This window comes from Streptomyces sp. NPDC002004 (assembly GCF_053593975.1).
This window is the reverse complement of sequence record NZ_JBSFDP010000021.1, coordinates 1-21,740: the sequence shown is the minus strand read 5'-3', so window position 1 is coordinate 21,740 and position 21,740 is coordinate 1. Positions and strand designations below refer to the sequence as shown.

The window sequence follows — 21,740 nt, the reverse complement described above, 5'->3', positions numbered from 1 at the left end:
GCGGGACGTTCACCATGATCGGTATGAGTGCACGGCTGCGGGGGATCGCACAGGAGACTGCCGAGATCGTCGGGGCGGGGCGTTACGTCGCCCCCGGGGGCCGCGAGGTCGTCATCGAGGGCGCGGTGGCCGCCGCCCGGGAGGGGACGCGGATCTTCGGACCCGGTCCGGTGGCCGTGGTGCCCGACCCGGTGGGGGAGACGTTCGGCGAGGTCACGGGCGAGAGCAGCCTGGAGGCGGCGCGCCGGCTGGTCGCCGTCGACGGCGGCCCCGTGGCGGTGCTGAACTTCGCCTCCGCCCGCAATCCGGGGGGCGGTTTCCTGAACGGTGCCCAGGCCCAGGAGGAGGCGCTGTGCCGGGCCTCCGCCCTGCACACGTGTCTGCTGGGGGCCCGCGCCTTCTACGACCACCACCGGGCCGACCGCGACCCGTTCTACAGCGACCGTGTGATCCACACGCCCGGGGTTCCCGTCTTCCGCGACGACCGGGGGCGGTTGCTCGACGAGCCCTACGCCGTGGGCTTTTTGACCTCTCCCGCGCCGAACGCGGGCGTCGTGCTGCGGCAGGCGCCGGAGCGGGCGGGGGAGATCCCCGCCGCGCTGGACCGGCGCGCGGAGCGCGTCCTGGAGACGGCGGCCGTCTGCGGCTTTCGCCGGCTCGTCCTCGGTGCCTGGGGCTGCGGAGTGTTCCGCAACGACCCGGGGCAGGTGGCCCGGGCCTTCCGCGCGCCGCTGGCCGCGGGCGGCCGGTTCGCCGGGCACTTCGAGCACGTGGTGTTCGCGGTGCTGGACCGTACGCGGGACCAGGCCACCCGGGCGGCCTTCGCGCGGGCCTTCGCGCCCGCGGGGCGTGATGCGCCCGCCGCTCAGCGCCAGCCGTAGCGGAGCCGGAGCCGGTGCACCACGAGGTTGAAGCGCATCCGGTCCAGCGCGCATGCCTCGCGGCGCATACCGGCCTCGTGCAGCCTCAGCACCCGGTCCAGATCCACCCATGAGTCACGGCCTTCCCTGTCCCACGGCCCGCTTCCGATCGGAACCCACTCCCGGTCGTTGTCGTGCCGCTTGCTCGACAGCTGGACGGCGAGCAGGGTGCCGGCCGCCTCGCGGGCGACGACGAGTACGGGCCGGTCCTTGCCGCGGCCGTCGTTCTCCTCGAACGGTACCCAGGTCCACACGATCTCGCCGGGGTCGGGATCGCCGTCGTGATCGGGTGCGTACTCGGTGCGGATCCGGCCGACCCGGTCCGGGTCGGCCTCGGCGGTGGCGGTGGGACCGAACCGTCCCGGGGAGTTCTGGGCCTGGGGGTCTTCGGTGGAGGAAGTCACGGGCGACACCGTAGAGGTTGTTGATCACCGAACGGTCACCGGGTCGTGTCGAACGAATGCGCGCATCCATTGGGGTGATGCGCTCGAACGTCAATTCGAGATGGCTCGGCCTGCGGAGGGGCGGGGGCGGGCCCGGGCTCGCTCCCCGGGCGGTGCCTGCACGCGCCCGCGCCGGGCCCGGTTCGTTCCGCCGATGCCATGTGCCCGGTGGCGATACGCGTCCGGGGCCGGTCCACCATGGACCGGCCCCGGAATCGGTGATCGGATCAGGCCTGGCCGCCCTCGTCCTTCACGACGGGCACGCGCTCCGAGCGCGGCGCGGCACCGTTCACGCCGCCCGGTCCGGCCATGGGGGCCGCGCCGCTCGACGAACCGTTCTGGTTCATGGAGGCCAGCAGCTGACGGGCGAGGCCCAGGCCCGTCCCGCCCATGGTGAGGGCCTTGGTGAACATGTCGCTCATGCCGTCGGCCCCGTTGAGCAGCACCATGTGGTCGACATTGCCGAAGGCCTCGGCGCCTGCCCGGACGATCTCCGGCCAGTTCTCGGCGAGCTGCTGGGCGACCACGGCCTCCTGGTTCTCGGCCAGGGCCGCGGCGCGCGCCTTGATCGCCTCGGCCTCCGCCAGACCCTGCGCACGGGTCGCCTCGGCATCCGCGAGTCCCTTGGCCTGCGCAGCGGCGGCCTCGGCCTCACCGGTCGCCCGGGTCGCCGTCGCGGCCGCGGCGCCGCGGGTCCTGGTCGCCTCGGCCTCGGCGACGGCCGCCGTCTTGACCCGGGTCGCCTCCGCGGACGCGGCCAGCTCCGTCTCCTTCGCCTTGGCCTGCGCCGCCGAGATCCGTGCGTCGCGCTCGGCCTCCGCCAGCGTCCGCTTCTCGTAGGCCTTGGCGTCCGCCGGCTTGCGGACGTCGGCCTGGAGCTGCTGTTCGCGGCGCTGCGCCTCGAGCTCCGCGACACGGGTCTCCTGAACGACGACCTCCTGCCGGGCCGCGGCGTCCTCCAGCGGGCCGGCCTGCCGGGACCTGGCGGCGGCCTTGTCGCGCTCGGCCTGGTAGCCGGCCTGGAGGATCTCGCTGTCCCGGGTGGCCTCCGCCATGCGCGCGAAGGACTGCTGCTCGGCCTCCGTGGCCAGCCGGTTGGCCTCGGCCTGCGCGATCCGCGCGTCGCGCTGCACGGCCGCGGCGTGCGGCATGGCCAGGTTCTGGATGTATCCCGTCGGGTCCTCGATCTCGTGGATCTGCAGCGAGTCCACGATGAGGCCCAGCTTCTCCATCTCCGTGCCGCACGCGGCCCGCGTCTGCCCCGTCAGCTTCTCCCGGTCCCGGATCATGTCCTCGACCGTCAACCCGCCCACGATGGACCGCAGATGACCGGCGAACACGTTGTGCACCCGGTCCGACATCAGCTTCTGCTGGTCCAGGAAGCGGCGGCTGGCGTTGGCGATGGACACGAGGTCGTCGCCGACCTTGAAGATGACGACGCCCCGTACCTTCAGCGGAATGCCCTGATGGGTCACGCAGTCCACGGACAGCTGGGTCTCGTTGAGGTCCAGCGACATCCGCCGCACCGCCTGCACGCCCGGCAGCACCAGCGTGCCGCGCCCCGTGACGATGCGGAACCCCATGCCCTCGCCCAGCCCCTCGGTGCGGTGCTTGGAGCCGGAGATGACCAGTGCTTCATTCGGCTCTGCCACCCGCCACATGAGCTTGAACAGGCCGACCAGAATGAGGACCGCCACGACGGCCGTCCCCGCGATGACGCCGATGAACATCGGCACACGCCCCCTTTGCCTGGTGCCCTTTCGGCACCGAACGAACGGGAGTGTGCTCCTGGGCGGGCGCGCAGAGAAGTCGCTGACGCATCCTTGTTGCAATCTTGACGCAGAGGCCCCTCACCTGGGGCGGAGGGCGCTCAGCTGTCGCCGTGAAGGGGCCGCGGACATATGCCTGTTGCTCAACTGTCGTACGCGCGCGTCACGTACACCGTGCGCGGCGGCAGATGCTCGACCACCACGACCACGGTGCCCGGCTCGATACGGTCCTGGCCCGTCGCCGGGTACGCGAGGAAGTGCTCGGCGCCGCCGCGCACCCGGACGATCACCTCGCCCACCAGGCCGGGCCCGATCGCCCCGGTGACCCGCCCCAGCAACCCCACCATCGATGCGTCGTCCACGCTCACACTGTACGAGCCGGCTGTCCGTCCTGCTCCGCCGCGGACGGCGGCCACTGCTCGTACCAGCGCAGCTCCGCCTCCAGTTGGGCGGCGAGCGATACCAGCACCGGCTCGCTGTGCGCGGGGCCGAGCAGCTGCGCGCCCACCGGCAGGTGCTCCGCGGCGGTGTGCCCTGCGGGCACGTTGACGCCGGGCCAGCCGAGCACGTTCCACGGGAAGGCGTACGGGCACGCCGAGATCATGGTGCGGTCGGTGTTCCAGCCGTTCAGCCGGGCGAGCGCGCCGATCGGCAGCGGGGGAGCGGCCGTTGTGGGGGCGAGGATCACGTCGTACCGCTCGAAGAGCGTGCCGACCCTGCGGTGCAGCGAGGCCTCGGCACGCCGGGCCAGGCGCAGCGGCGCGCCGCCGAGCAGCCTGCCCACCCGGGCCGCCTCCCGGGTGCGCGGGTCGAGCAGCGACGGGTCCGGGACCTCGCGCACCCAGTCGGCGATGCCCGCCATGGCACGCGGCACGAACGCGAGGCCGACCTGCCCGTAGGGAGGGTCCGCCTCCTCGACGGTGTGCCCGAGCCCGGCCAGCCGCTCCGCGAGCATCGTCACGCGGTCGCGAATCTCCGGGTCCAGGCGTGAACGGAACGCCGTGAACGGCGGCTTGAGCGAGAGTGCGATCCGCAGCTTCGGGGGCTCCCGCCGGGCCGCGTCCAGCAGTGTCACCGGGGCAGGCCGGTGCAGATCGCCGTGGTGGCTGCCGCTCGCCGCGTCGAGCAGCAGCGCCGCGTCCTCGACGGTGCGCGCGAGCGGGCCGTTCACGGTGACGCCCCGGAACGCCTCGGGCCACGGCCAGGTCGACACCCGGCCCCGCTGCGGCTTGATGCCGACCAGATGTGTCCAGGCGGCCGGGATACGGATCGACCCGGCCCCGTCCGAGCCCAGCGCCGCCGGCACCAGGCCCGCGGCCACGGCCGCGGCCGAGCCGCCCGACGAGCCGCCGGGCGTGCGGCCGGTGTGCCACGGATTACGGGTCTCCCCGAAGGCCGGGCCCTCCGTGACCGGCCACTGGCCCAGCTCGCAGCTGTTGGTCTTGCCGACGATCACCGCACCGGCCGCGCGCAGCCTGCGCACCGCCTCGCTGTCCTCGGCCTTCGGCGGGAAGTCACCACGGCATCCGAACGCCGTGGGCTCGCCCGCCACGTCCATGTCGTCCTTCACCGCCACCGGAACACCGAGCAGCGGCCGGTGCGCGGCCTCGTCCGGCGCGGCGCCCGCCGCCAGCTCCCGGTCGGCAGCGTCCGCCTCGGCGAGCGCCGCCTCGGCCCGCACCCGGCGGAAGGCGTTCAGCGTGGGCTGGGTCGCCTCGATGCGCGCCAGCGCCTGCTCGACCAGGGTGCGCGACGAGAACGCGCCGCTCCTCAACCCCTGCGCACACGCGACGAGCCCGGTGGCACGGCCCGCAGTCATACGGTCTCCCCCTCACATCGGGACCCTACGGTTACCGAACGGTAGCGCCCGATGCCCGATTCCGGTACGACAGGTGTCCAAATCCGCCTCCGGAGGCTGTGATTCGGACGTTCCCCGGGGGAGCGGGGGCCCCTGGACCGGGCTCGCACCGCGCATGGCAGGATACGGAGCGTGATGGTGCAGATACCGAAGCAGACCACAGTGCCCGGGCCCGTCTCCGCCTCCGTGCCGCGGGCCGCGCAGCGGTCCGTGCCCACCAGTGCCGATGTGGCGCGGCTCGCCGGGGTGTCGAGGGCGACCGTCTCGTACGTCCTGAACAACACCCGGGCCGTCCGCATCAGCGAACCCACCCGCCGCCGCGTCCACGAGGCGGCCAAGGAACTCGGATACGTGCCGCACGCCGCGGCGCGCAGCCTGCGCGCCGGGCACAGCCGCATGGTGCTGATGCCCACGCCGACGGTCCCGGTCGGCCCGCTGTACAGCCGCTTCCTCGGCGAACTCCAGGGCGCGCTCGGCCGCCTCGACTACACCGTCGTGCAGTACGGCAGCATGGGCCTGGGCGGCGACGACGCGGCCCGGGCCTGGGCCGAGCTGCGTCCGGTCGCCGTCCTCGCGCCCGGCGCGCACGGCCTGGACGCGGCCGCCGTGGGGGTTCTGAAGCGGTCCGGTGCGCGTGCCGTGATCACACTGGGCCCGGCTCGGGTCGAAGGCGCGCACGCCCTGCTCACCGACCACCGCGAGGTCGGCCACAGTGCCGGCGCGCACCTCGTGGCGCGCGGCCGGCGCCGCATCGGCGTCGTCATGCCCGAGGGAGACGGCCTGGAGGTCTTCTCGCGGCCGCGTGCCACCGGGGTCCGCCGGGCCGCCGAGAGCACGGGCGCCGAGGTCGTCGAGCTGCCGCTCGCCTGCGACGAGGACGCTGCCGCCGCGCTCGCCGCGCGCTGGCGCGGGCTCGGCCTCGACGCGGTCTTCGCGTACAGCGACGAGTACGCGATGCTGCTGATGCGCGCCCTTCAGGACGAGGGCATCGCGGTGCCCGACGAGGCGGCCGTCGTCGGCGCCGACGACCTGATGCTCGGCAGGCTGCTGCGGCCGCGGCTCAGCACGGTCCGCATCGCGCTGCCGTCCGGGCGGGAACTCGCCGAGCTCGTCGACCGTGTGGTCCGCGAACCCGGCCCCGAGCCGGAGGTGCACGACGTACTGCGCGCGACGGTCGTGCACCGCGATTCGAGCTGACGTCCGCACGCGCCGCGTCCCGGTCGGCGTCGTCGGCGCGGGCAGTCCCTTGGACGACCCGCCGATCCTCACCGGCCGCTCGGCCGCCCCCGCCGCGGCGCTAGGCGGCGCCGTCGTCCGACGGCGAGGCCGTCGCGGCGTGTCGCGGGGTGTTCGGCGCGGCGTCGCCCCGCACCGTCGCGCGTTTCGCCGGTAAGGCCGATCGGACGGCCTTCACCGGCCTGTGCCGGACGACGGTGCGGGGCGACGGCGGACGATGGTGCGGGGCGACGGCGCGGGGCACCCGGCCCGGGCGCCCTGCGTGCTACTGGGCCTGGCCGTCGGGGGCCTGCCCGTCCTGCTCCTCCGCAACGGACTTGCGGACCTCGTCCATGTCGAGATTCCGGGCCTGCCCGATGACGTCCTCCAGGGCGGCCTCGGGCAGCGCCCCGGGCTGCGCGAACACCGCGATCCGGTCGCGGACGATCATCAGCGTCGGGATCGACTGGATGTTGAACGCGGCGGCCAGCTCCGGCTGCGCCTCCGTGTCCACCTTGCCGAAGACCAGGTCCGGGTTGGCCTCGGCAGCCTTCTCGTAGACCGGTGCGAACTGGCGGCACGGGCCGCACCAGGAGGCCCAGAAGTCGATCAGGAGGAAGTCGTGCTCCATGACCGTCTGGTCGAAGTTCTCCTTGGTGAGCTCCACGGTGCTGCTCATGCTCTGTTCCCTCTTCCTGGTGTCCGGTGATGGTCCGGCGACGCCGGTCTGCACAACGATGCGGATGCACCGCCTATTCCACGCGCATGCGGGCCGTGCCCGGGCGTGCTCCGCGCGCGTACCCGTGTGGCCGCCGCGCACACCTGCCACCAGACTGTCCGTATGACGGAACCCATCGAGTACGACGTCGTGGTCCTGGGTGCCGGGCCCGTCGGCGAGAACGTCGCCGACCGGGCCTGCGCGGCGGGGCTGAGCACCGCGGTGGTGGAGAGCGAACTCGTCGGCGGCGAGTGCTCCTACTGGGCGTGCATGCCCAGCAAGGCGCTGCTCCGCCCGGTCATCGCCCGCGCCGACGCCCGCCGCCTGCCCGGCCTGAGCCGCGCGGCCGAGGGGCCGCTGGAGACGCCGGCGGTGCTGGCCCGCCGCGACGAGTACGTCTCGCACTGGAAGGACGACGGGCAGGTCCGCTGGCTCGACTCGATCGGGGCCACGCTGCACCGGGGCCACGGCCGCCTCGACGGCCCCCGCCGGGTCACCGTCACCTCGTCGAACGGCGGCGAACCGGTCACCCTCGTCGCGCGACACGCGGTCGCCGTGTGCACCGGAACCCGGGCGCTGCTGCCCGACCTGCCCGGTCTCGCCGATGCCCGGCCCTGGACCAGCCGGGAAGCCACCAGCTCGGAACACGTCCCCGCACGGCTCGCGGTCGTCGGAGGGGGTGTCGTCGGCGTCGAGATGGCGACGGTCTACCAGGCACTCGGCTCCCGGGTCACGCTCCTGGTGCGCGGCCCGCGTCTGCTGCCCCGTGTCGAGCCCTTCGCCGGGGAACTCGTCGCCGATGCGCTGACCGAGGCCGGGGCGGACGTCCGCACGAAGACCTCCGTGACCTCCGTCGTACGCGACGGGGACACGGTCACCGTGGAACTCGACGACGGCTCCCGCATCGAGGCCGACGAGATCCTCATCGCCACCGGCCGCGCACCGCGCACCGACGACATCGGCCTGGACTCCGTCGGGCTGGCGTCCGGGTCGTGGCTGACCGTCGACGACACCTGCCGCGTCGACGGCTTCGACTGGCTGTACGCGATGGGTGACGTCAACCACCGCGCGCTCCTCACCCACCAGGGCAAGTACCAGGCGCGCATGGGCGGAGACGCGCTCGCCGCGCGGGCCGGGGGAGCACAGCGGCTCAAGACGCAGCGGTGGGGCGCACATGTGGCGACCGCCGACCACGCGGCCGTCCCCCAGGTGGTGTTCACCGACCCGGAGGTGGCCGCGGTCGGTCTGAGCCTCGACGAGGCGCAGCGCGCCGGACACCGGGTACGCGCCGTCGACCAGGACCTCGGCGCCGTCGCGGGCGCCGGCCTCTACGGCGACGGCTACCGCGGCCGGGCCCGGATGGTCGTCGACCTCGACCACCACATCCTGCGGGGCGTCACCTTCGTAGGCCCCGGTGTCGGCGAACTCCTGCACTCCGCCACGGTCGCCGTGGTCGGCGAGGTTCCGCTGGACCGGCTCTGGCACGCGGTTCCGTCGTATCCGACGATCAGCGAGGTGTGGCTGCGGCTGCTCGAGGCGTTCCGGGACACGTAGACCGGGGGCCGGGGCGCGCGCGGTGCTTGCTCCCCGAGGAGCCCCGTGGCGGGGCTCAGTCCAGGCCGTCGAAGTCGCCCGACAAGACCGCCGCCAGCCGCAGCTGCGGTGCGGCCTCGGCGTCCCTGCCCTGACGCTCCAGCGTGCGGCCGAGCATCAGCCGGGCGTACTGCTCGACCGGGTCGCGCTCCAGGACCGAGCGCAGCTCGGCCTCGGCACGACGCAGTTGGGCCGAGTGGTAGTAGGCGCGAGCCAGGAGCAGACGCACGGCGACATGCCCGGGCTCCTCGCGGACCAGCCCGTCCAGGATGCGCGCGGCCGTCGCGTACTCCCTGGCGTCGAAGAACTGCCGCGCCCGCTCCCAGCGCTCGGCGGCCGTCCCGTGGTCGTAGTACGCGTCGTTGTGCATGGTTGTCACCCGAACCTCCTCGACCGCCCGGAACCGAACCGGAAGGTCGAATATTCCGCCAGAGTGAACGGGCCTGACGCGGTGCCTCCCGCAGGACTAGGTTGTGCGCCATGAGCAATCTTGATCGCGAGGCAGTTCCCGCCCAGTGCGGCGGACGTGGATTCGTCGTCGCCGAGCCGGTGCGCGAACTCCTCAGCCCCCGGAAGGTCAGGCTCGGCGAGTCCACCGAGGTCCGTCGCCTGCTGCCGAACCTGGGCCGCCGCATGGTCGGTGCCTGGTGCTTCGTGGATCACTACGGCCCCGACGACATCGCCGACGAACCCGGTATGCAGGTACCGCCGCACCCGCACATGGGCCTGCAGACCGTGAGCTGGCTGCACGAGGGCGAGGTGCTGCACCGCGACTCCACGGGCAGCCTCCAGACCATCGGGCCGCGCGAGCTGGGCCTGATGACCTCGGGCCGCGCCATCAGCCACTCCGAGGAGAGCCCACGCTCGCACGCCCGCTTCCTGCACGGCGCTCAGCTGTGGGTCGCGCTGCCCGACGCCCACCGGCACACCGACCCCGCCTTCGAGTACCACGCGGAGCTGCCGGTGGTCACCGCCCCCGGGCTCCGCGCGACCCTCGTACTCGGCGCCCTCGACGGAGCCGTATCGCCCGGCACCACGTACACGCCGATCGTCGGTGCCGATCTCGCCCTCGCCCGGGGCGCCGACGTGCGGCTCCCACTGGATCCGGACTTTGAGTACGCCGTCCTGTCCATGTCCGGCGAGGCGCACGTGGACGGGGTGCCGGTGCTTCCCGGCTCGATGCTGTACCTCGGCTGCGGACGTGCCGAACTGCCGCTGCGCGCCGAGTCGGACGCGGGCCTGATGCTGCTCGGCGGAGAGCCGTTCGAGGAAGAGCTGATCATGTTCTGGAACTTCATCGGCCGTACCCAGGCCGAGATCGAGCAGGCCCGCGAGGACTGGGCCACCGGCTCGCGCTTCGGCGAGGTCAAGGGCTACGACGGCGCGCCGCTGCCCGCCCCGGCACTTCCGGCGGTGCCCCTGAAGCCGCGCGGAAGGGCGCGCTGATCCGCTGAAGTCAGGTGCCGGCCCCGGGAGTTGCCGGAGCCGGCGCCGGGCGGGGGCGTGCCCGCCGTGGAGGGACGGACGCGACCGTGCCGGTTCACCCGGCGGGTGGGCCCTGCGGGTTCACCCGGTGGGCGAGGAGCCGTCGGCCGATGGGCCGCGGGCCCGCCGGTCCAGGGCCAGCCAGACGCGGTCCCGCGTCAACGGCAGTTCCGTGAAACGGATGCCGGTGGCGTCCCGCAGCGCATTGGCGAAGGCCGGGGCGACCGGGTTGAACGGGCTCTCGCTCATCGACTTGGCGCCCAGCGGCCCGATGGCGTCCGCCGTCTCCATGAAGTGGACCTCGGTGCGCGGGACGTCGGCGAACTGCGGAAGCCGGTAGCGACGGAAGGCGAAGGTGGTGACCTCGCCCCGCTCGTCCGTGCGGACGGTCTCGAAGAGCGTGGCCCCGAGCGCCTGGGCGACCCCGCCCTCGACCTGACCGCGGCACTGCATCGGGTTCATGACCTTGCCGGCGTCGGCGGCGTGCACGCTGCGCAGGATGCGTATCTCGCCGGTTCCGGGGTCGACGGCGACGCGGAACCACTGGGCGTTGAAGGCGACCGAACGCGGCGAGCCGCCCCAGTGCCCGTCCGCGGCAAGCTCCTCCGCCTCCCCCGCGGCCACCGCCGCCTCGTGGAGCTCCTTCAGCGTCACCACCCGGCCCGCGCAGTCGAAGGCCTCGGCGCCGAGCCGGCACAGATGCCGGGCCACACCGGTGTGCCGGGCCGCGAAGGTCTGGAGCCGTTCGGCCAGTGAGGTGGCCGCCAGCAGGACCGCCTTGCCCGCGACCACCGTGCCGGCCGATCCGAAGGCACCCGTGTCGTGCCGCACCACGTCCGTGTCGGACTGGCGGATCGCGATCCGGTCCTCCGTGGTGTTCAGGGCCCCCGCCGTGATCTGCTTGTGGACCGTGGTGGTGCCGTTGCCGAACTCGGCGGTGCCGACGGCGATGTCGTACGTGCCGTCGGCGAGGAGACAGACGCGCGCGTCCGCGTAGTGGCCGCCGGGTGGCCCGGTGGCGATCATCGCCATGCCCGTGCCCTCGCCGACCAGCCAGCCGTCCGGGGCCTGTTCCGCGCTGGTGTCCTCCGCGATCGCCCCGCGGACCACGGCCAGGCACTGGTCGAGCCCGTAGGAGGCGATGTGCAGGTCCTCCTCCTCGCCGATGGGGCTGAGCATGTGCTCGCCCGCGCCGATGATGTTCTTCTCGCGGAGGACGAGCGGGTCGATGCCGAGGCGGCGGGCCAGTTCGTCCATGGCCGACTCGACCGCGAAGGTGACCTGGCCCAGGCCGTAGCCGCGGAAGGCGCTCGCGGGCACGCAGTTGGTGTAGACCGAGTAGGCGTCGACCTTCTTGTGCGGGGCGCGGTAGACGGCGAACGACTCGCCGACGCTGTGGAACATCACCGCCGGGCCGTGGTTGCCGTATGCACCGGTGTTGGAGACGACCCGCATCCGCACCGCGGTCAGCGTGCCGTCCGCGCGGGCACCGAGCTTGACGGTGATCCTGAACGGATGGCGGGTGGTGGCCCCGTAGAACTGCTCGGCGCGGGTGTACTCCAGCTTCACCGGGCGACGCAGCTTCAGGGCGGCCAGTGCGACGACGTCCTCGGTCAGCATCTCCTGCTTGCCGCCGAAGCCGCCCCCGACGCGCCCCGCGACGACCCGGACCTCGTCCTCGGGCAGGTCGTACAGCGCGCACAGGGCCCGCCGGGTCAGGAACGGCGTCTGTGTGGAGGAACGCACCGTCAGCCGCTCACCCGTCCCGTCCTCCTTCGGCTCGAAGTAGGCCAAGCAGCCGTGGGTCTCCAGGCTGGCGTGCTGGACTCGCTGGGTCCGGAAGGTCTCCTCGTGGACGACGTCCGCCTCGGCGAACCCCGCCTCGACGTCGCCGATCTCCCCGTGCACCTCACCGGCCACGTTGTTCTCGGCGCGGGCGATGCGCGACTCGGGCCCCTTGTCCCCGTGGAGCGCGGGTGCACCCGGCAGCATCGCCGCCTCGGGGTCGACGACATGGGGCAGTTGCTCGTACGTCACCTCGATCCGCCGGCAGCCCTCCTCTGCGGCCTGCTCGCTGTCCGCGACCACGGCGGCCACGCGCTGCCCGGCGTAGCGCACCGTGTCGTCGAGTACCCGGGTGTCGTCGGGGTCCTCCGTCGGGTGCTCGTGACGGGCGGACGAGTACAGGCGCCCGGGGGCGTCCTCGTGCGTGAGGACGGCGTGCACCCCCGGCACCCGGAGGGCCGCCGAGGTGTCGATGGCGAGGATCCGGGCGTGCGGGTGCGGGGAGCGCAGCAGCTTCATGTGCAGCAGCCCCGGGACGTCGATGTCGAAGGTGTAGCGGGCGGTGCCGGTGACGACCTGGGGACCGGCCGGGGCGCCGAGGCTCCTGCCGACCGCCTGGCCGGCGCAGGGCCGTTCGGTGTGCCGAACGCCGCGCACGGCGTCCTCGATGGCGCGATAGCCCGTGCACCGGCAGATGTTGCCCTTGAACGCGCGCGGCAGATCGTCGAGCTTGCCGTCGTCGTGGGCGGTGCCGCGCTCGGCCTCCAGGGCGGCGGTCGTCATCAGGAATCCCGCGGTGCAGAAGCCGCACTGGAAGCCCTGGGCGTCGAGGAACTTCCGCTGGACCGGGTGCAGTTCGCCCTCGGGCGACGCGAGTCCCTCGACGGTGGTGACGCTGCGGCCCTCGGCCCGCACGGCGGGGTAGATGCAGCTGTGCACGGGTTCCCCGTCCACGTGGACCGTGCAGGCCCCGCAGTCCCCGGCGTCGCAGCCCTTCTTCACGCCGAACCAGCCGCGCTCGCGCAGATAGGTCCGCAGACACTGGCCGGCGCGCGGCTCGGCGTCGAAGTTCTGCTCGTTGACCTCGATGTGGAAGCCCATCGCGCACCGTCCTGGGTGAGTTCGCGGCGGATCTCCTCGGCGAGGCGGAACCCCATGTGGCGCCGCCACTCGGGAAGTCCGTGGATGTCGTCGAACCAGTCGCCGTCGGCGACGGCCGACTCGATCGCGTCCCGCAGCCCGTCCTCGTCCGGCGGCAGCGGGAACCACAGCCGGACGGGCCGTCTCGTCGCGGCGGTGAGGGTGACGGCCATCGAGCCGTCCACGGGATCGAGGGTGCCGACGACCAGCGCGCCGGAACGGCCGAGGCCGTAGAGCGAGGCCTGGCGGAAGGCGGTACGGCACCGCAGGGCGCGCGCGGGCAGCGTCACCGAGCGCAGCAGTTCGCCCTCGCGGAGGTCCTTGCGGCCCGCGCCGGTGATGAAGTCGGTGACCCGGACCCGGCGCGGGGCGCCGTCCTGGGCCCGGAGCCGGCACGTCCCGTCCAGTGCGGCGGCCAGCGAGATCATCGGCCCGGCGGGCAGACCGTTGCAGAGGTTCCCGCCGACGGTCGCCATGTTCCAGATCTTGAACGAGGCGAGGAAGGCGCGGCAGCACTGGGGGAACAACGGGGCCGCCGGGTCCTGCATGGTCGCGGCGAACCGGTACAGCTGGGCGATGGTGCACGTGGCCGCGATCTCCAGCGATCCGTCCGGCAGACGCACGACGGGCGCCCAGCCCATACGGCTGAGATCGACCAGCCGGCGGATGTGGGGCTGCGGTTCGGAGATGAGGTACGTGCCACCGCCCAGCCAGGCGTCACCCGGCCGCCAGGGTTCGTGTCGGCGCCCGGCGCGCACGTCCAGCACCGTGTTCAGGTCCATGTCTCCCCACGCCTTCCGGCCGCTGCTTCCCCGTCAGTGAAGCCCGCGGCGGTGCCGGGAAACGACTGGTGCGGAACACGGAAAACCCGCGGCCCGGCCCCTCGGGGGCTGGTGATTCAACCAAGTGACGTCGTGCCGACGGGACGTGCTGCTGCGGGTTCATCTCTCGCAGCGCCCCGGTGGATGCGAGACGTCGGGGCGGTCCCCGGCCTTCCACGGGCCGATGGCGGTCGCCGCGTTGGCCCGTCCGGGCCCGGGCCGGGGGAGGCGTGCGCGCCGGGCCCGGGGCGGGGCGGTCACACGCCCGGCTCACCACCCTCGTGGTCGAGGGTGGTGAGCCACTGGGCGACCGTGACGTCGATGAACTCGTCCGAGACCTCACTGCGGTCGAGGAAGAGCCGGGCGAGGACGGGCCCGTAGAGCCTTGTGTACTCCTCGCCGCGGATCTGGATCCCGGAGGGCTCCAGCAGCGTGTTCAGCGCTGCGAGGCGGTCCCGGCCGATGCGGACCAGGGCCTCGGCGCTCTCGGGGTCGTGGTCGGCCTGGGCGGTGACGGCCAGCACCGCTGTGCGGACGGCGGGATCGCTGATGCCGGCGCGCAGGCTCTTCAGCCAGGCGGTGGCCACGGTGCGCACGTCGCTGCCCGGCTCGGGGTAGTTGCCGAGGTCGGGCCCTTCCAGGATCAGGTCGAAGAGGAGGGCGGCGCGGTTGGGCCAGTGCCGGTAGAGGGTCTGGCGAGTGCTGTCGGCGCGCTCGGCCAGGAGGGCGTAGGTCAGCCCGGCCGGCCCGACCTCGGGCAGCAGTTCGCGTGCGACGGCCAGGATGCGGGTGCGCGTGCGCTGGACCCGAGGGTTGCTGAGGCTCGGCCGGCGGCGGTGGACGGGCTGCTGCTCCATGTCCGCACCCTACCAGAAATCATACAGTTCGTGTGATTTGTGTCAGGGTGCCGGCCGTATGCCCGCGGGACGGTAGGGGCCCCTGCGCGCCGAACTCCGCGATCGGCGCGCAGGGGCTTCCCGCACCGCGCCCCTCGGGGGACCGAGAGAGCCGCACGGTCCGTCGGGGCGGGTGTCGATGCCAGTGAATCAGCCTTTCGTGCGGGCGGGCGATCATATGGTTCACCCGGGCGCGCGTATTCCTCCCGCCTGTGCAGCCGGCAGGACATTTCTCCTGCCAGGGTGAGGTTCTTTGTCTCTACCAGTGCTCTGACCGCCCTTCGTAGGGTCATTGCCATGACACAGACAACCGTGCATTCCAGGGCGCCACTGAGGGTGGGCTCCGCGGTCAACTTCGCGCAGGTGACAAAGAGTTACGGCAATGTCCATGCCGTGGCCGGTCTGGACCTGGCGATCGACCGTGGTGAGACAGTCGCCCTGCTCGGCCCCAACGGCGCCGGCAAGTCCACCACCATCAACATGATGCTGGGCCTGCTGGCTCACGACGGCGGTCAGATAAAGCTGTTGGGCGAGGACCCGCAGGAGGCCGTGCGCGCCGGCCAGGTGGGCGCGATGCTCCAGGAAGGCGGCCTGATCCCCCGGGTCACCGTCAAGGAGCTCATCGAGTTCATGCGCGGCACCTACGCCAGCCCCATGCCGCTCGGCGAGGTCCTGGAGATCGCCCAGCTCACCTCGCTGGCCGACCGGAAGGTGGACAAGCTCTCCGGCGGCCAGGCGCAGCGGGTCCGCTTCGCCCTGGCGCTGGCCGGCAACCCCGAGCTGATCGTGCTGGACGAGCCCACCGCCGCCCTGGACATCCAGTCCCGCCGGGACCTCTGGCAGACGATGGCCGCCTATGCCGAGCGCGGCAACACCCTCTTGTTCTCCACCCATTACCTGGAGGAGGCGGACGAGTACGCCGAGCGGATCGTCGTCATCGCCCAGGGCCGGGTCATCGCGGACGGTAGTGGCGCCGAGCTGAAGAAGACCGTCGGCGGCAAGACCGTCAGCTTCGACCTCGGCAACTGGGACCCCGACGGCTTCGCCCGGACTCCTGGTGTCACCGGTGTCGAAGTCCGCGGCGCGCGGATTCACCTGAGCACCGACGACGCCGACCTCACCGTCGCCGCCCTCGCACAGTCCGGCGCACTGCGCAACGTCGAGGTCGCCGGCGGCGGGCTCGAGGAGGCCTTCATCTCCCTGACCAGCGGTACCAACGCGAGGAGCGGTTCCTGATGTTGCTCGGATACCTTCGGCTGGAGCTGCTCCGCACCGTGCGCGACGCCGGCTTCCTGATCATGTCACTGGTCGCTCCGGTGCTGATGTACCTGCTCATCAGCCACCTGGACGGCGGCCACCCCAGCCATGCCGAGGCGGTCCGCAATGTCGCCGGGATGTCGGGCTTCGGCGCCCTGGGCGCGGTGATGACCACCTCCGGCGGTATCGCCGAGGACAAGAAGGCCGGCTGGCTGCGGCAGTTGCGCCTGACCCCGCTGCCCACCCTCACGGTAGTGGTCGGCCGCGGCATCGCTGCGATGTGCCTGGCGCTTCCCCCGATCCTCGCGGTCAGCCTGCTGGCCGCCGTGGTCAACGGGGTCACGATGAGCGCTGCCGAGTGGGCGGGCATGCTGGCTCTGCTGTGGGTGGGCATCGTGCCGGTCGCGATGCTGGCGCTGGGCTTCGGCTACATGGTCGAGGGCGCCAAGGCGCACTCCGTGGGCCTCGTCTCCTACCTGCTGCTCTCGGTGGTCGGCGGGCTGCTGATCGACACCAAGAACTTCCCGCACTGGCTGGCCAAGATCTCCGGCTGGACCCCGATCAACCGTTACAAGCAGATCGCCTCCGACCTGGCTCTCGGCCACACACTGAGCCTCACCGCGCTGGCCATCCTGCTCGCCTGGAGCGCCGCCCTGGCCGCCTTCGCCGTCCTCGGCTACCGCAAGGGTGCCACCGCCTGAACCGCCCCGGACGCCGGGATCCGGCTCGACGAGATCCCCGGCCCAGTATGTGATCTACCTACCGGTAGCGATGGCGAACGCTATCCGCGAGCGACTTGGACACTGTGTTGCGTGGAAAGTCCTTGATCTCCGAGCAGTTCGGCCTGCGAAGGGCTCCCTATATCTTCTACCCCGCCATCGTCGTCGCGGCGGGGGCTCTCTCCGACATCCTCGCCGGCCGTGACAACCCGGCCTGGGAGTCCATCGCCGGACTTCTCGCCCTGTGCGGCTGCTACCTCCTCTCCATCCGGACGGCCTTCAACGACCGGTGCGGACGGGCCATGGTGCTGCTCCCGGCGCTGGCGCTCACCGTCTTGACGGTGGTGCTGTCGCTCCGCTTCGACGAGGGCATGCTCTGGCTGTTCTGCCTGCCGGCGGTGGTGTGGAGCGCACTGGCCAGCTGGCGACGGTTGCTGAGCCCGACGCTGGCGGTGGCGCTGGTGACCGTGCTGGCCGGGGTCATCGCCGTCAACCGCGAGGACGACCTGATCGACGCCCTCGGCATCGCCTACGCCACCCAGCTCTCCGGGATCGCCGCAGCCACCATCGTGCGGCTGTTCTCCACCGTGATGGAGCTGCGCGAGGCCCAGGAGGAGCTGGCGCTCTCCGCCGTTGCCGAGGAACGACTGCGGTTCTCCCGCGACCTGCACGACCTGCTGGGGCACTCGATCTCGCTGATCGTGGTCAAGGCCGAGGCGGTGCGCCGGTTCGCCGACGATGACCCGGACACGGTCAAGCGGCATGCCGGCGATATCGAGGCGGTGGGCCGGACCGCACTGGAGGAGATCCGCGAGGCGGTCTCCGGGTACCGGGAACCGGCGCTCAAGGCGGAGCTGAAGGGTGCCGAACTGGCCTTGGCGGACGCGGGGATAGCAGCCGTGATACGGCATGACGGGCCGCCCTTGCCGACAGGCGCCGACGCCCTGCTGGGCTGGGTGGTACGCGAAGGGGTCACCAATGTGATCCGGCACAGCAACGCCCGGTCCTGCCGGATCTCGGTGGAGCACGGACCTGAGTCGGTGGTCCTCAGCATCACCAACGACGGCGCCGACACCGCTGGGGACGGCAGGAAGGGTGACGGCGGCACGCCGGGCCATGGTCTGCTGGGGCTGGCCGAGCGGCTGTCGTCCGCGGGCGGCACGCTGGGCGCTGCCCCGGTGGCAAGCGGCGACTTCCATCTGGTGGCCACACTGCCGGCGGCCGGGAAGAGCGGGGTGAAGGTGGGGCCGCTGTGATCCGCGTGCTGCTGGCCGAGGACCAGGGCATGATGCGGGGCGCCATCGCCCAGCTGCTGAGCCTGGAGCCGGATATCGAGGTGGTGGCCCAGGTGTCCTCCGGCACCGCGGTCCTGGAGGCGGCCCGCACGGCCGAGCCGCAGGTGGCGGTCCTCGATATCGAGATGCCCGGGCGCACCGGGCTGGAGGCCGCCGAGGACCTGCGCCGGCTGGTCCCCGGGTGCCGGGTGCTGATCGTGACGACCTTCAGCGGGCCGGGCTACTGCCGGCGGGCTCTGGAGACGGGCGCCCTGGGCTTTCTTGCCAAGGACAAGCCGGTGGCCGAACTGGCCGCCGCCATCCGCCGAGTGCACGCCGGGGAGCAGGTGGTCGACCCGGTACTGGGCGCCGCTGCACTGGCCGCCGGCCCCAGCCCGCTGACCGCCAGGGAACGGGAGGTGCTGGCCGCCGCCGCGGACGGAGCTCCGGTGATGTCCCTCGCCAAGCGGTTGAGCCTCTCCGAGAGCACGGTGCGCAATTACCTCTCCTCGGCCACCCAGAAGATGGGGGTGCGCAACCGAATGGAGGCCGTCAACAAAGCCCGCCAAAACGGCTGGCTGTAGAGCACGTCGCGACCAGGTGTGGCGGGGCCCGGCCGGATTCACCCACCGGCATGGGGCCCCGCCCGCCCTGCGTATCTGAAGCCTCTGATGCTCTTCTGAGGGGAGCAGTTGACTCCGGTCGAATGCCCGCGACGGGCCGGGGCTCGAGCTCGGCGAGCAGCAGCGCCATGACCCTGCCGTCCCGTCGTGCACGTCGTAGCCGAGGCGAATGGGCGTCGCCGCCTCGATGAGTTCGCGCAGCAGGGGCGTGACGGCGACCACCGTGGGCGTGGGGGGCAGTCCCGTCGCGGGCTCGGGAGTCGTCCTCCTCGACGTCGGCACCTGGGGCAACGAGGTCACCTGCCGGACCTCGCTGTTCGTGCTCGACCGGGAGGCCCACAGCCGTCTGAACACCCTCTACTTCACGTTTCGCTTCCTCGGCATCGCCTGCGGCTCGCTGGCCGGCACCGTCGCCTGGAGCCGGGGAGGCGGGCCCGCCGTGACGCTGCTGGGCTCGGCCGCCGCGCTTGCCGTGCTGTACGTGGTGTGCCGGCCGCGCGCGGTGAAGGGGCCCGCGACGGCCGTCACCGCCGTTCGGGCCCGGAGGGCCGGACGGTGATGACGAGCTTTCCGCGGGTCCGTCCGCTCAGCAGCCGGCGAACGGCCGCGGCGGTCTCGCTCAGCGGATAGGTCCGGTCGACGGCAGGTGAGACCGCGCCCGACTCGATGAGCTCGCGAAGAGCCGTCAGGTCCCGGGCGTTCTCCGACGTGATGAGGGTGCCGAGTTTCTGCCCGACGAACGGCGACAGAAGCTGCGCCCGTATCTGGCGGTCGACCCCGCCGAGCCACCGTCCCCCGGTCTCACCACCGACGATGACGAGCCGTCCCCGCGGGGCGAGCACGCGGCGGAGCCGGGACAACCGGCGACTGCCTCCGATGTCGAGGACGACGTCGTAGCGGTTCCCGCCTTCCGTTACGTCCGTGCGGGTGTGGTCGATGACGTGGTCCGCGCCGAGGGACCGGACCAGGTCGGTCTTCGAGGTGCTGCACACGGCCGTCACCTCGGCCCCGTACGCCTTGGCGATCTGCACCGCGAAGGTGCCCACGCCGCCCGACGCGCCGACGACCAGCACCGTGTCCCCGCTCCGGATCCGCCCGTGGTCGCGGACGGCCTGCAGCGCGGCGAGACCCGAAACGGGAACGGCGGCCGCCTCCTCGAAGGACAGGTTCGCCGGCTTCGGGGACAGCCGGCCGACCGGAACCCGTGCGTACTCGGCGAACGAGGCACTGCAGGTGCCGAACACCTCGTCGCCCACCGTCACGCCGGTCACGCCGGCGCCGACGGCCTCGACCGTTCCCGCGAAGTCGCGGCCCGGGTTGGCGAGTTTCGGCCGGCGCATGCCGAAGCCCGCCAGGCGGACGGGGTAGGGCAGGCCGGCCATCACATGCCAGGTGCCCCGGTCCACGCCGGCCGCGTACACCCTCACCAGGACCTCGCCGCGGCCCGCCACGGGTCTGTCCGTCTCGGCGAGGCGGAGGACGTCCTCGGGGGCCGGTCCGTACCGCTCCTGGACGATCGACTTCATCCGTCCCCCCGCAGGGGCCCCGGCGGCCGGTCGTGCCGTGTCGTCGAACGGTGTGCGCTGCATCGCCACGCTCCAGGGTCTGTTTCTTCCTTACGCCGTAAGGGTCATCCTTACGGCGTAAGCTTGTCAAGACCGGCGACGGCGGGCTGCCGGGAAAGGGGGCACCGTCGGCGGTGGAAGGGCCGTCTCGACGGCCGGAGCCGGACGAGGAGATGCCGAACCATGGGAGGGTGCCGATGACTCCACGCACCGGGCGCACGGGGACACCGCGGGAGCCGCTCAGCCGGGACCGTGTGCTGCGCGCCGCCGTGGCCCTGGCCGACGGGAGCGGGCTCGAAGCGCTCAGCATGCGCAAGCTCGGCGAGGCGGTCGGGGTCGAGGCCATGTCGCTCTACACACACGTGGCCAACAAGGAGGATCTGCTCGACGGGATGATCGACTCGGTGTTCGGCGAGATCGATCTGCCGTCCGACGGCGACGACTGGAAGACGGCGATGCGTGAACGGGCGCTGTCGGTTCGTCAGGTGCTCTCCCGGCACCGTTGGGCCATCGGCCTGATGGAGTCGCGGACCTCGCCGGGCCCGGCGACGCTGCGGCACCACGACGCCGTCATCGGCTGTCTGCGCCGGGCCGGCTTCTCCGTCGCGCTGACCGCACACGCCTATTCGGCGCTCGACAGCTACATCTACGGGTTCGCCCTGCAGGAGCGCGGTCTGCCGTTCGACACCCCTGACGAGACCGCCGAACTGGCGCAGGCCATCCTGGCCAGCGTCCCGGCCGACCGGTACCCCCACCTGGCCGAGCTGACGGCCGAACACGTGCTGCGCCCCGGCTACGACTACGCCGAGGAGTTCGCGTTCGGCCTCGACCTGATCCTCGACGGTCTCGGGCGGGCCGCGGAGCGGGCGTGACCCGTCGGGCCCGGGAGTGAAACCCGACGGGGTGCGGGTGGGGTCAGGGCCGCATCGGCCTGATGCCGGCGCAGGCCACCGTGATCCTCTCGGCCAGGGGGGACGAGGGATCCGGGCCGGACACCGAGACGTCGGTGGCGATCGCCTGGACCAGACGGATCGTGGTGACCGGCCGGTTCGCGGCATCCGTGACCGCCACCGCCAGGTCCGGGCTCGCGGTGTCCGGTACGCCTTCCGACGACGTCTTCCGGGCCCAGCGGGTGAACGCCGTGGGCCTGTTCCCACCCCGGGTGATCACCACCTCCGGAGATGCCTCGGGGCGCCTGTCCTCCATGTGGCAGCCGGGGACGCCCCCTTCGTCCCAGGTGAGTGCGAGACCGTCGACGGCCGTCACCTCCTCGGGTGTCTGGCCGTCCAGCGACACCAGGAAACCGGCACTGGTCACTCCGCATCACTCCTCGTTCCGCGCATTCCCGGGTGGTCCCGCGCGCTCTGACGGGCTTTCACGTCCAGGACGCGCACTCCGGGCACTTCCTCCTGTAACGGTGCCCGCACATCCCGTCACCATCCGTAGTGGAGAGGGTGATCCGCTCCGGAATGTGCTGGGCGTACCCATGGCGGGGGCCACCCGGGAGTGCCGTCCGTGGACACGGGCATCGGAACGCGTCCGTGCCGTGCCGCAGGGAGGGGCGGCACGGCCCGGGGGGGGGTGGGGGCGGGGGCACGGGGGGCCGGGGGGGGGAGGGGGGGTCAGTTGGGGCCCGGGGGCGGGCGGGTAGGGCGGGCC

The 21,740-nt window shown here is 72.5% G+C and carries 21 protein-coding genes; 10 read left to right on the top strand and 11 right to left on the bottom strand.

The window, feature by feature from the left end; genetic code table 11:
* Positions 1-23 precede the first annotated feature (23 nt).
* The gene (locus tag ACWCP6_RS25570; RefSeq protein WP_450934880.1) at positions 24-881 is read left to right on the top strand and encodes a TIGR02452 family protein; all 858 of its coding nucleotides are present in this window, start codon (positions 24-26) and stop codon (positions 879-881) included.
* Here the strand turns inward: ACWCP6_RS25570 and ACWCP6_RS25565 are convergent.
* The 4 genes from ACWCP6_RS25565 to ACWCP6_RS25550 form a co-directional block, all read right to left on the bottom strand.
* Positions 866-1,333, bottom strand: coding sequence for a type II toxin-antitoxin system PemK/MazF family toxin (locus ACWCP6_RS25565; RefSeq protein WP_450934879.1), 468 nt, complete (start codon positions 1,331-1,333; stop codon positions 866-868). The genes ACWCP6_RS25570 and ACWCP6_RS25565 overlap by 16 nt on opposite strands.
* A 257-nt stretch (positions 1,334-1,590) precedes the next feature.
* Entirely contained in the window at positions 1,591-3,093 is a 1,503-nt protein-coding gene (locus tag ACWCP6_RS25560; RefSeq protein ID WP_450934878.1) for a flotillin family protein, read from the bottom strand.
* A gap of 182 nt (positions 3,094-3,275) precedes the next feature.
* The gene (locus ACWCP6_RS25555; protein ID WP_450934953.1) at positions 3,276-3,479 is read right to left on the bottom strand and encodes a hypothetical protein; all 204 of its coding nucleotides are present in this window, start codon (positions 3,477-3,479) and stop codon (positions 3,276-3,278) included.
* 17 nt (positions 3,480-3,496) lie between these two features.
* The gene (locus ACWCP6_RS25550; RefSeq protein ID WP_450934877.1) at positions 3,497-4,951 is read right to left on the bottom strand and encodes an amidase; all 1,455 of its coding nucleotides are present in this window, start codon (positions 4,949-4,951) and stop codon (positions 3,497-3,499) included.
* Between the two features lie 174 nt (positions 4,952-5,125).
* On the opposite strand from ACWCP6_RS25550, the gene ACWCP6_RS25545 reads away from it, so the two are divergent.
* The gene (locus ACWCP6_RS25545) at positions 5,126-6,187 is read left to right on the top strand and encodes a LacI family DNA-binding transcriptional regulator (protein ID WP_450934876.1); all 1,062 of its coding nucleotides are present in this window, start codon (positions 5,126-5,128) and stop codon (positions 6,185-6,187) included.
* Between the two features lie 304 nt (positions 6,188-6,491).
* Here ACWCP6_RS25545 and trxA read toward each other — a convergent pair whose 3' ends face one another.
* On the bottom strand, positions 6,492-6,884 hold the full coding sequence (gene trxA / locus ACWCP6_RS25540) for a thioredoxin (protein ID WP_450934875.1): 393 nt from the start codon (positions 6,882-6,884) through the stop codon (positions 6,492-6,494).
* Positions 6,885-7,046: 162 nt separating this feature from the next.
* On the opposite strand from trxA, the gene ACWCP6_RS25535 reads away from it, so the two are divergent.
* A complete protein-coding gene (locus ACWCP6_RS25535) occupies positions 7,047-8,477 on the top strand; it encodes a dihydrolipoyl dehydrogenase family protein (RefSeq protein WP_450934874.1) in 1,431 nt (476 codons plus the stop codon).
* Between the two features lie 55 nt (positions 8,478-8,532).
* On the opposite strand, the gene ACWCP6_RS25530 is transcribed toward ACWCP6_RS25535, so the two are convergent.
* Positions 8,533-8,886: a tetratricopeptide repeat protein gene (locus tag ACWCP6_RS25530; protein ID WP_450934952.1), complete on the bottom strand. Its 354-nt coding sequence runs from the start codon at positions 8,884-8,886 to the stop codon at positions 8,533-8,535.
* A 110-nt stretch (positions 8,887-8,996) separates the two neighbouring features.
* Here ACWCP6_RS25530 and ACWCP6_RS25525 point away from each other — a divergent pair, with 110 nt between their 5' ends.
* Entirely contained in the window at positions 8,997-9,962 is a 966-nt protein-coding gene (locus tag ACWCP6_RS25525; protein ID WP_450934873.1) for a pirin family protein, read from the top strand.
* Between the two features lie 120 nt (positions 9,963-10,082).
* Here the strand turns inward: ACWCP6_RS25525 and ACWCP6_RS25520 are convergent, their stop codons facing one another.
* The 3 genes from ACWCP6_RS25520 to ACWCP6_RS25510 form a co-directional block, all read right to left on the bottom strand.
* Entirely contained in the window at positions 10,083-12,887 is a 2,805-nt protein-coding gene (locus ACWCP6_RS25520) for a molybdopterin-dependent oxidoreductase (RefSeq protein ID WP_450934872.1), read from the bottom strand.
* Positions 12,785-13,708 (bottom strand): FAD binding domain-containing protein, encoded by a 924-nt coding sequence (locus ACWCP6_RS25515; protein WP_450934871.1) that lies wholly within the window; start codon positions 13,706-13,708, stop codon positions 12,785-12,787. Before ACWCP6_RS25515 ends, ACWCP6_RS25520 begins: the two co-directional genes overlap by 103 nt.
* A gap of 296 nt (positions 13,709-14,004) precedes the next feature.
* Positions 14,005-14,604: a TetR/AcrR family transcriptional regulator gene (locus ACWCP6_RS25510; protein WP_450934870.1), complete on the bottom strand. Its 600-nt coding sequence runs from the start codon at positions 14,602-14,604 to the stop codon at positions 14,005-14,007.
* 336 nt (positions 14,605-14,940) lie between these two features.
* Between ACWCP6_RS25510 and ACWCP6_RS25505 the strand changes: the two genes are divergently transcribed.
* The 5 genes from ACWCP6_RS25505 to ACWCP6_RS25485 all read left to right on the top strand — a co-directional run bounded on the left by ACWCP6_RS25505 (position 14,941) and on the right by ACWCP6_RS25485 (position 19,075).
* A complete protein-coding gene (locus ACWCP6_RS25505; RefSeq protein WP_450934869.1) occupies positions 14,941-15,879 on the top strand; it encodes an ABC transporter ATP-binding protein in 939 nt (312 codons plus the stop codon).
* Entirely contained in the window at positions 15,879-16,601 is a 723-nt protein-coding gene (locus tag ACWCP6_RS25500; protein ID WP_450934868.1) for an ABC transporter permease, read from the top strand. Before ACWCP6_RS25505 ends, ACWCP6_RS25500 begins: the two co-directional genes overlap by 1 nt.
* Before the next feature lie 122 nt (positions 16,602-16,723).
* On the top strand, positions 16,724-17,875 hold the full coding sequence (locus tag ACWCP6_RS25495; protein WP_450934867.1) for a sensor histidine kinase: 1,152 nt from the start codon (positions 16,724-16,726) through the stop codon (positions 17,873-17,875).
* Complete coding sequence (locus ACWCP6_RS25490; RefSeq protein WP_450934866.1) at positions 17,872-18,477, top strand: response regulator; 606 nt, start codon at positions 17,872-17,874, stop codon at positions 18,475-18,477. The genes ACWCP6_RS25495 and ACWCP6_RS25490 overlap by 4 nt, the downstream gene beginning before the upstream one ends.
* Before the next feature lie 208 nt (positions 18,478-18,685).
* Positions 18,686-19,075: a hypothetical protein gene (locus tag ACWCP6_RS25485; protein ID WP_450934865.1), complete on the top strand. Its 390-nt coding sequence runs from the start codon at positions 18,686-18,688 to the stop codon at positions 19,073-19,075.
* Here the strand turns inward: ACWCP6_RS25485 and ACWCP6_RS25480 are convergent.
* Complete coding sequence (locus ACWCP6_RS25480; protein ID WP_450934951.1) at positions 19,041-20,042, bottom strand: NAD(P)-dependent alcohol dehydrogenase; 1,002 nt, start codon at positions 20,040-20,042, stop codon at positions 19,041-19,043. The two genes, ACWCP6_RS25485 and ACWCP6_RS25480, sit on opposite strands and share 35 nt — an antisense overlap.
* 236 nt (positions 20,043-20,278) lie before the next feature.
* Here ACWCP6_RS25480 and ACWCP6_RS25475 point away from each other — a divergent pair, with 236 nt between their 5' ends.
* Positions 20,279-20,953, top strand: a complete 675-nt coding sequence (locus ACWCP6_RS25475; RefSeq protein WP_450934864.1) for a TetR/AcrR family transcriptional regulator — start codon at positions 20,279-20,281, stop codon at positions 20,951-20,953.
* 43 nt (positions 20,954-20,996) lie between these two features.
* Here the strand turns inward: ACWCP6_RS25475 and ACWCP6_RS25470 are convergent, their stop codons facing one another.
* Complete coding sequence (locus ACWCP6_RS25470) at positions 20,997-21,398, bottom strand: hypothetical protein (protein ID WP_450934863.1); 402 nt, start codon at positions 21,396-21,398, stop codon at positions 20,997-20,999.
* Positions 21,399-21,740: the final 342 nt, after the last annotated feature.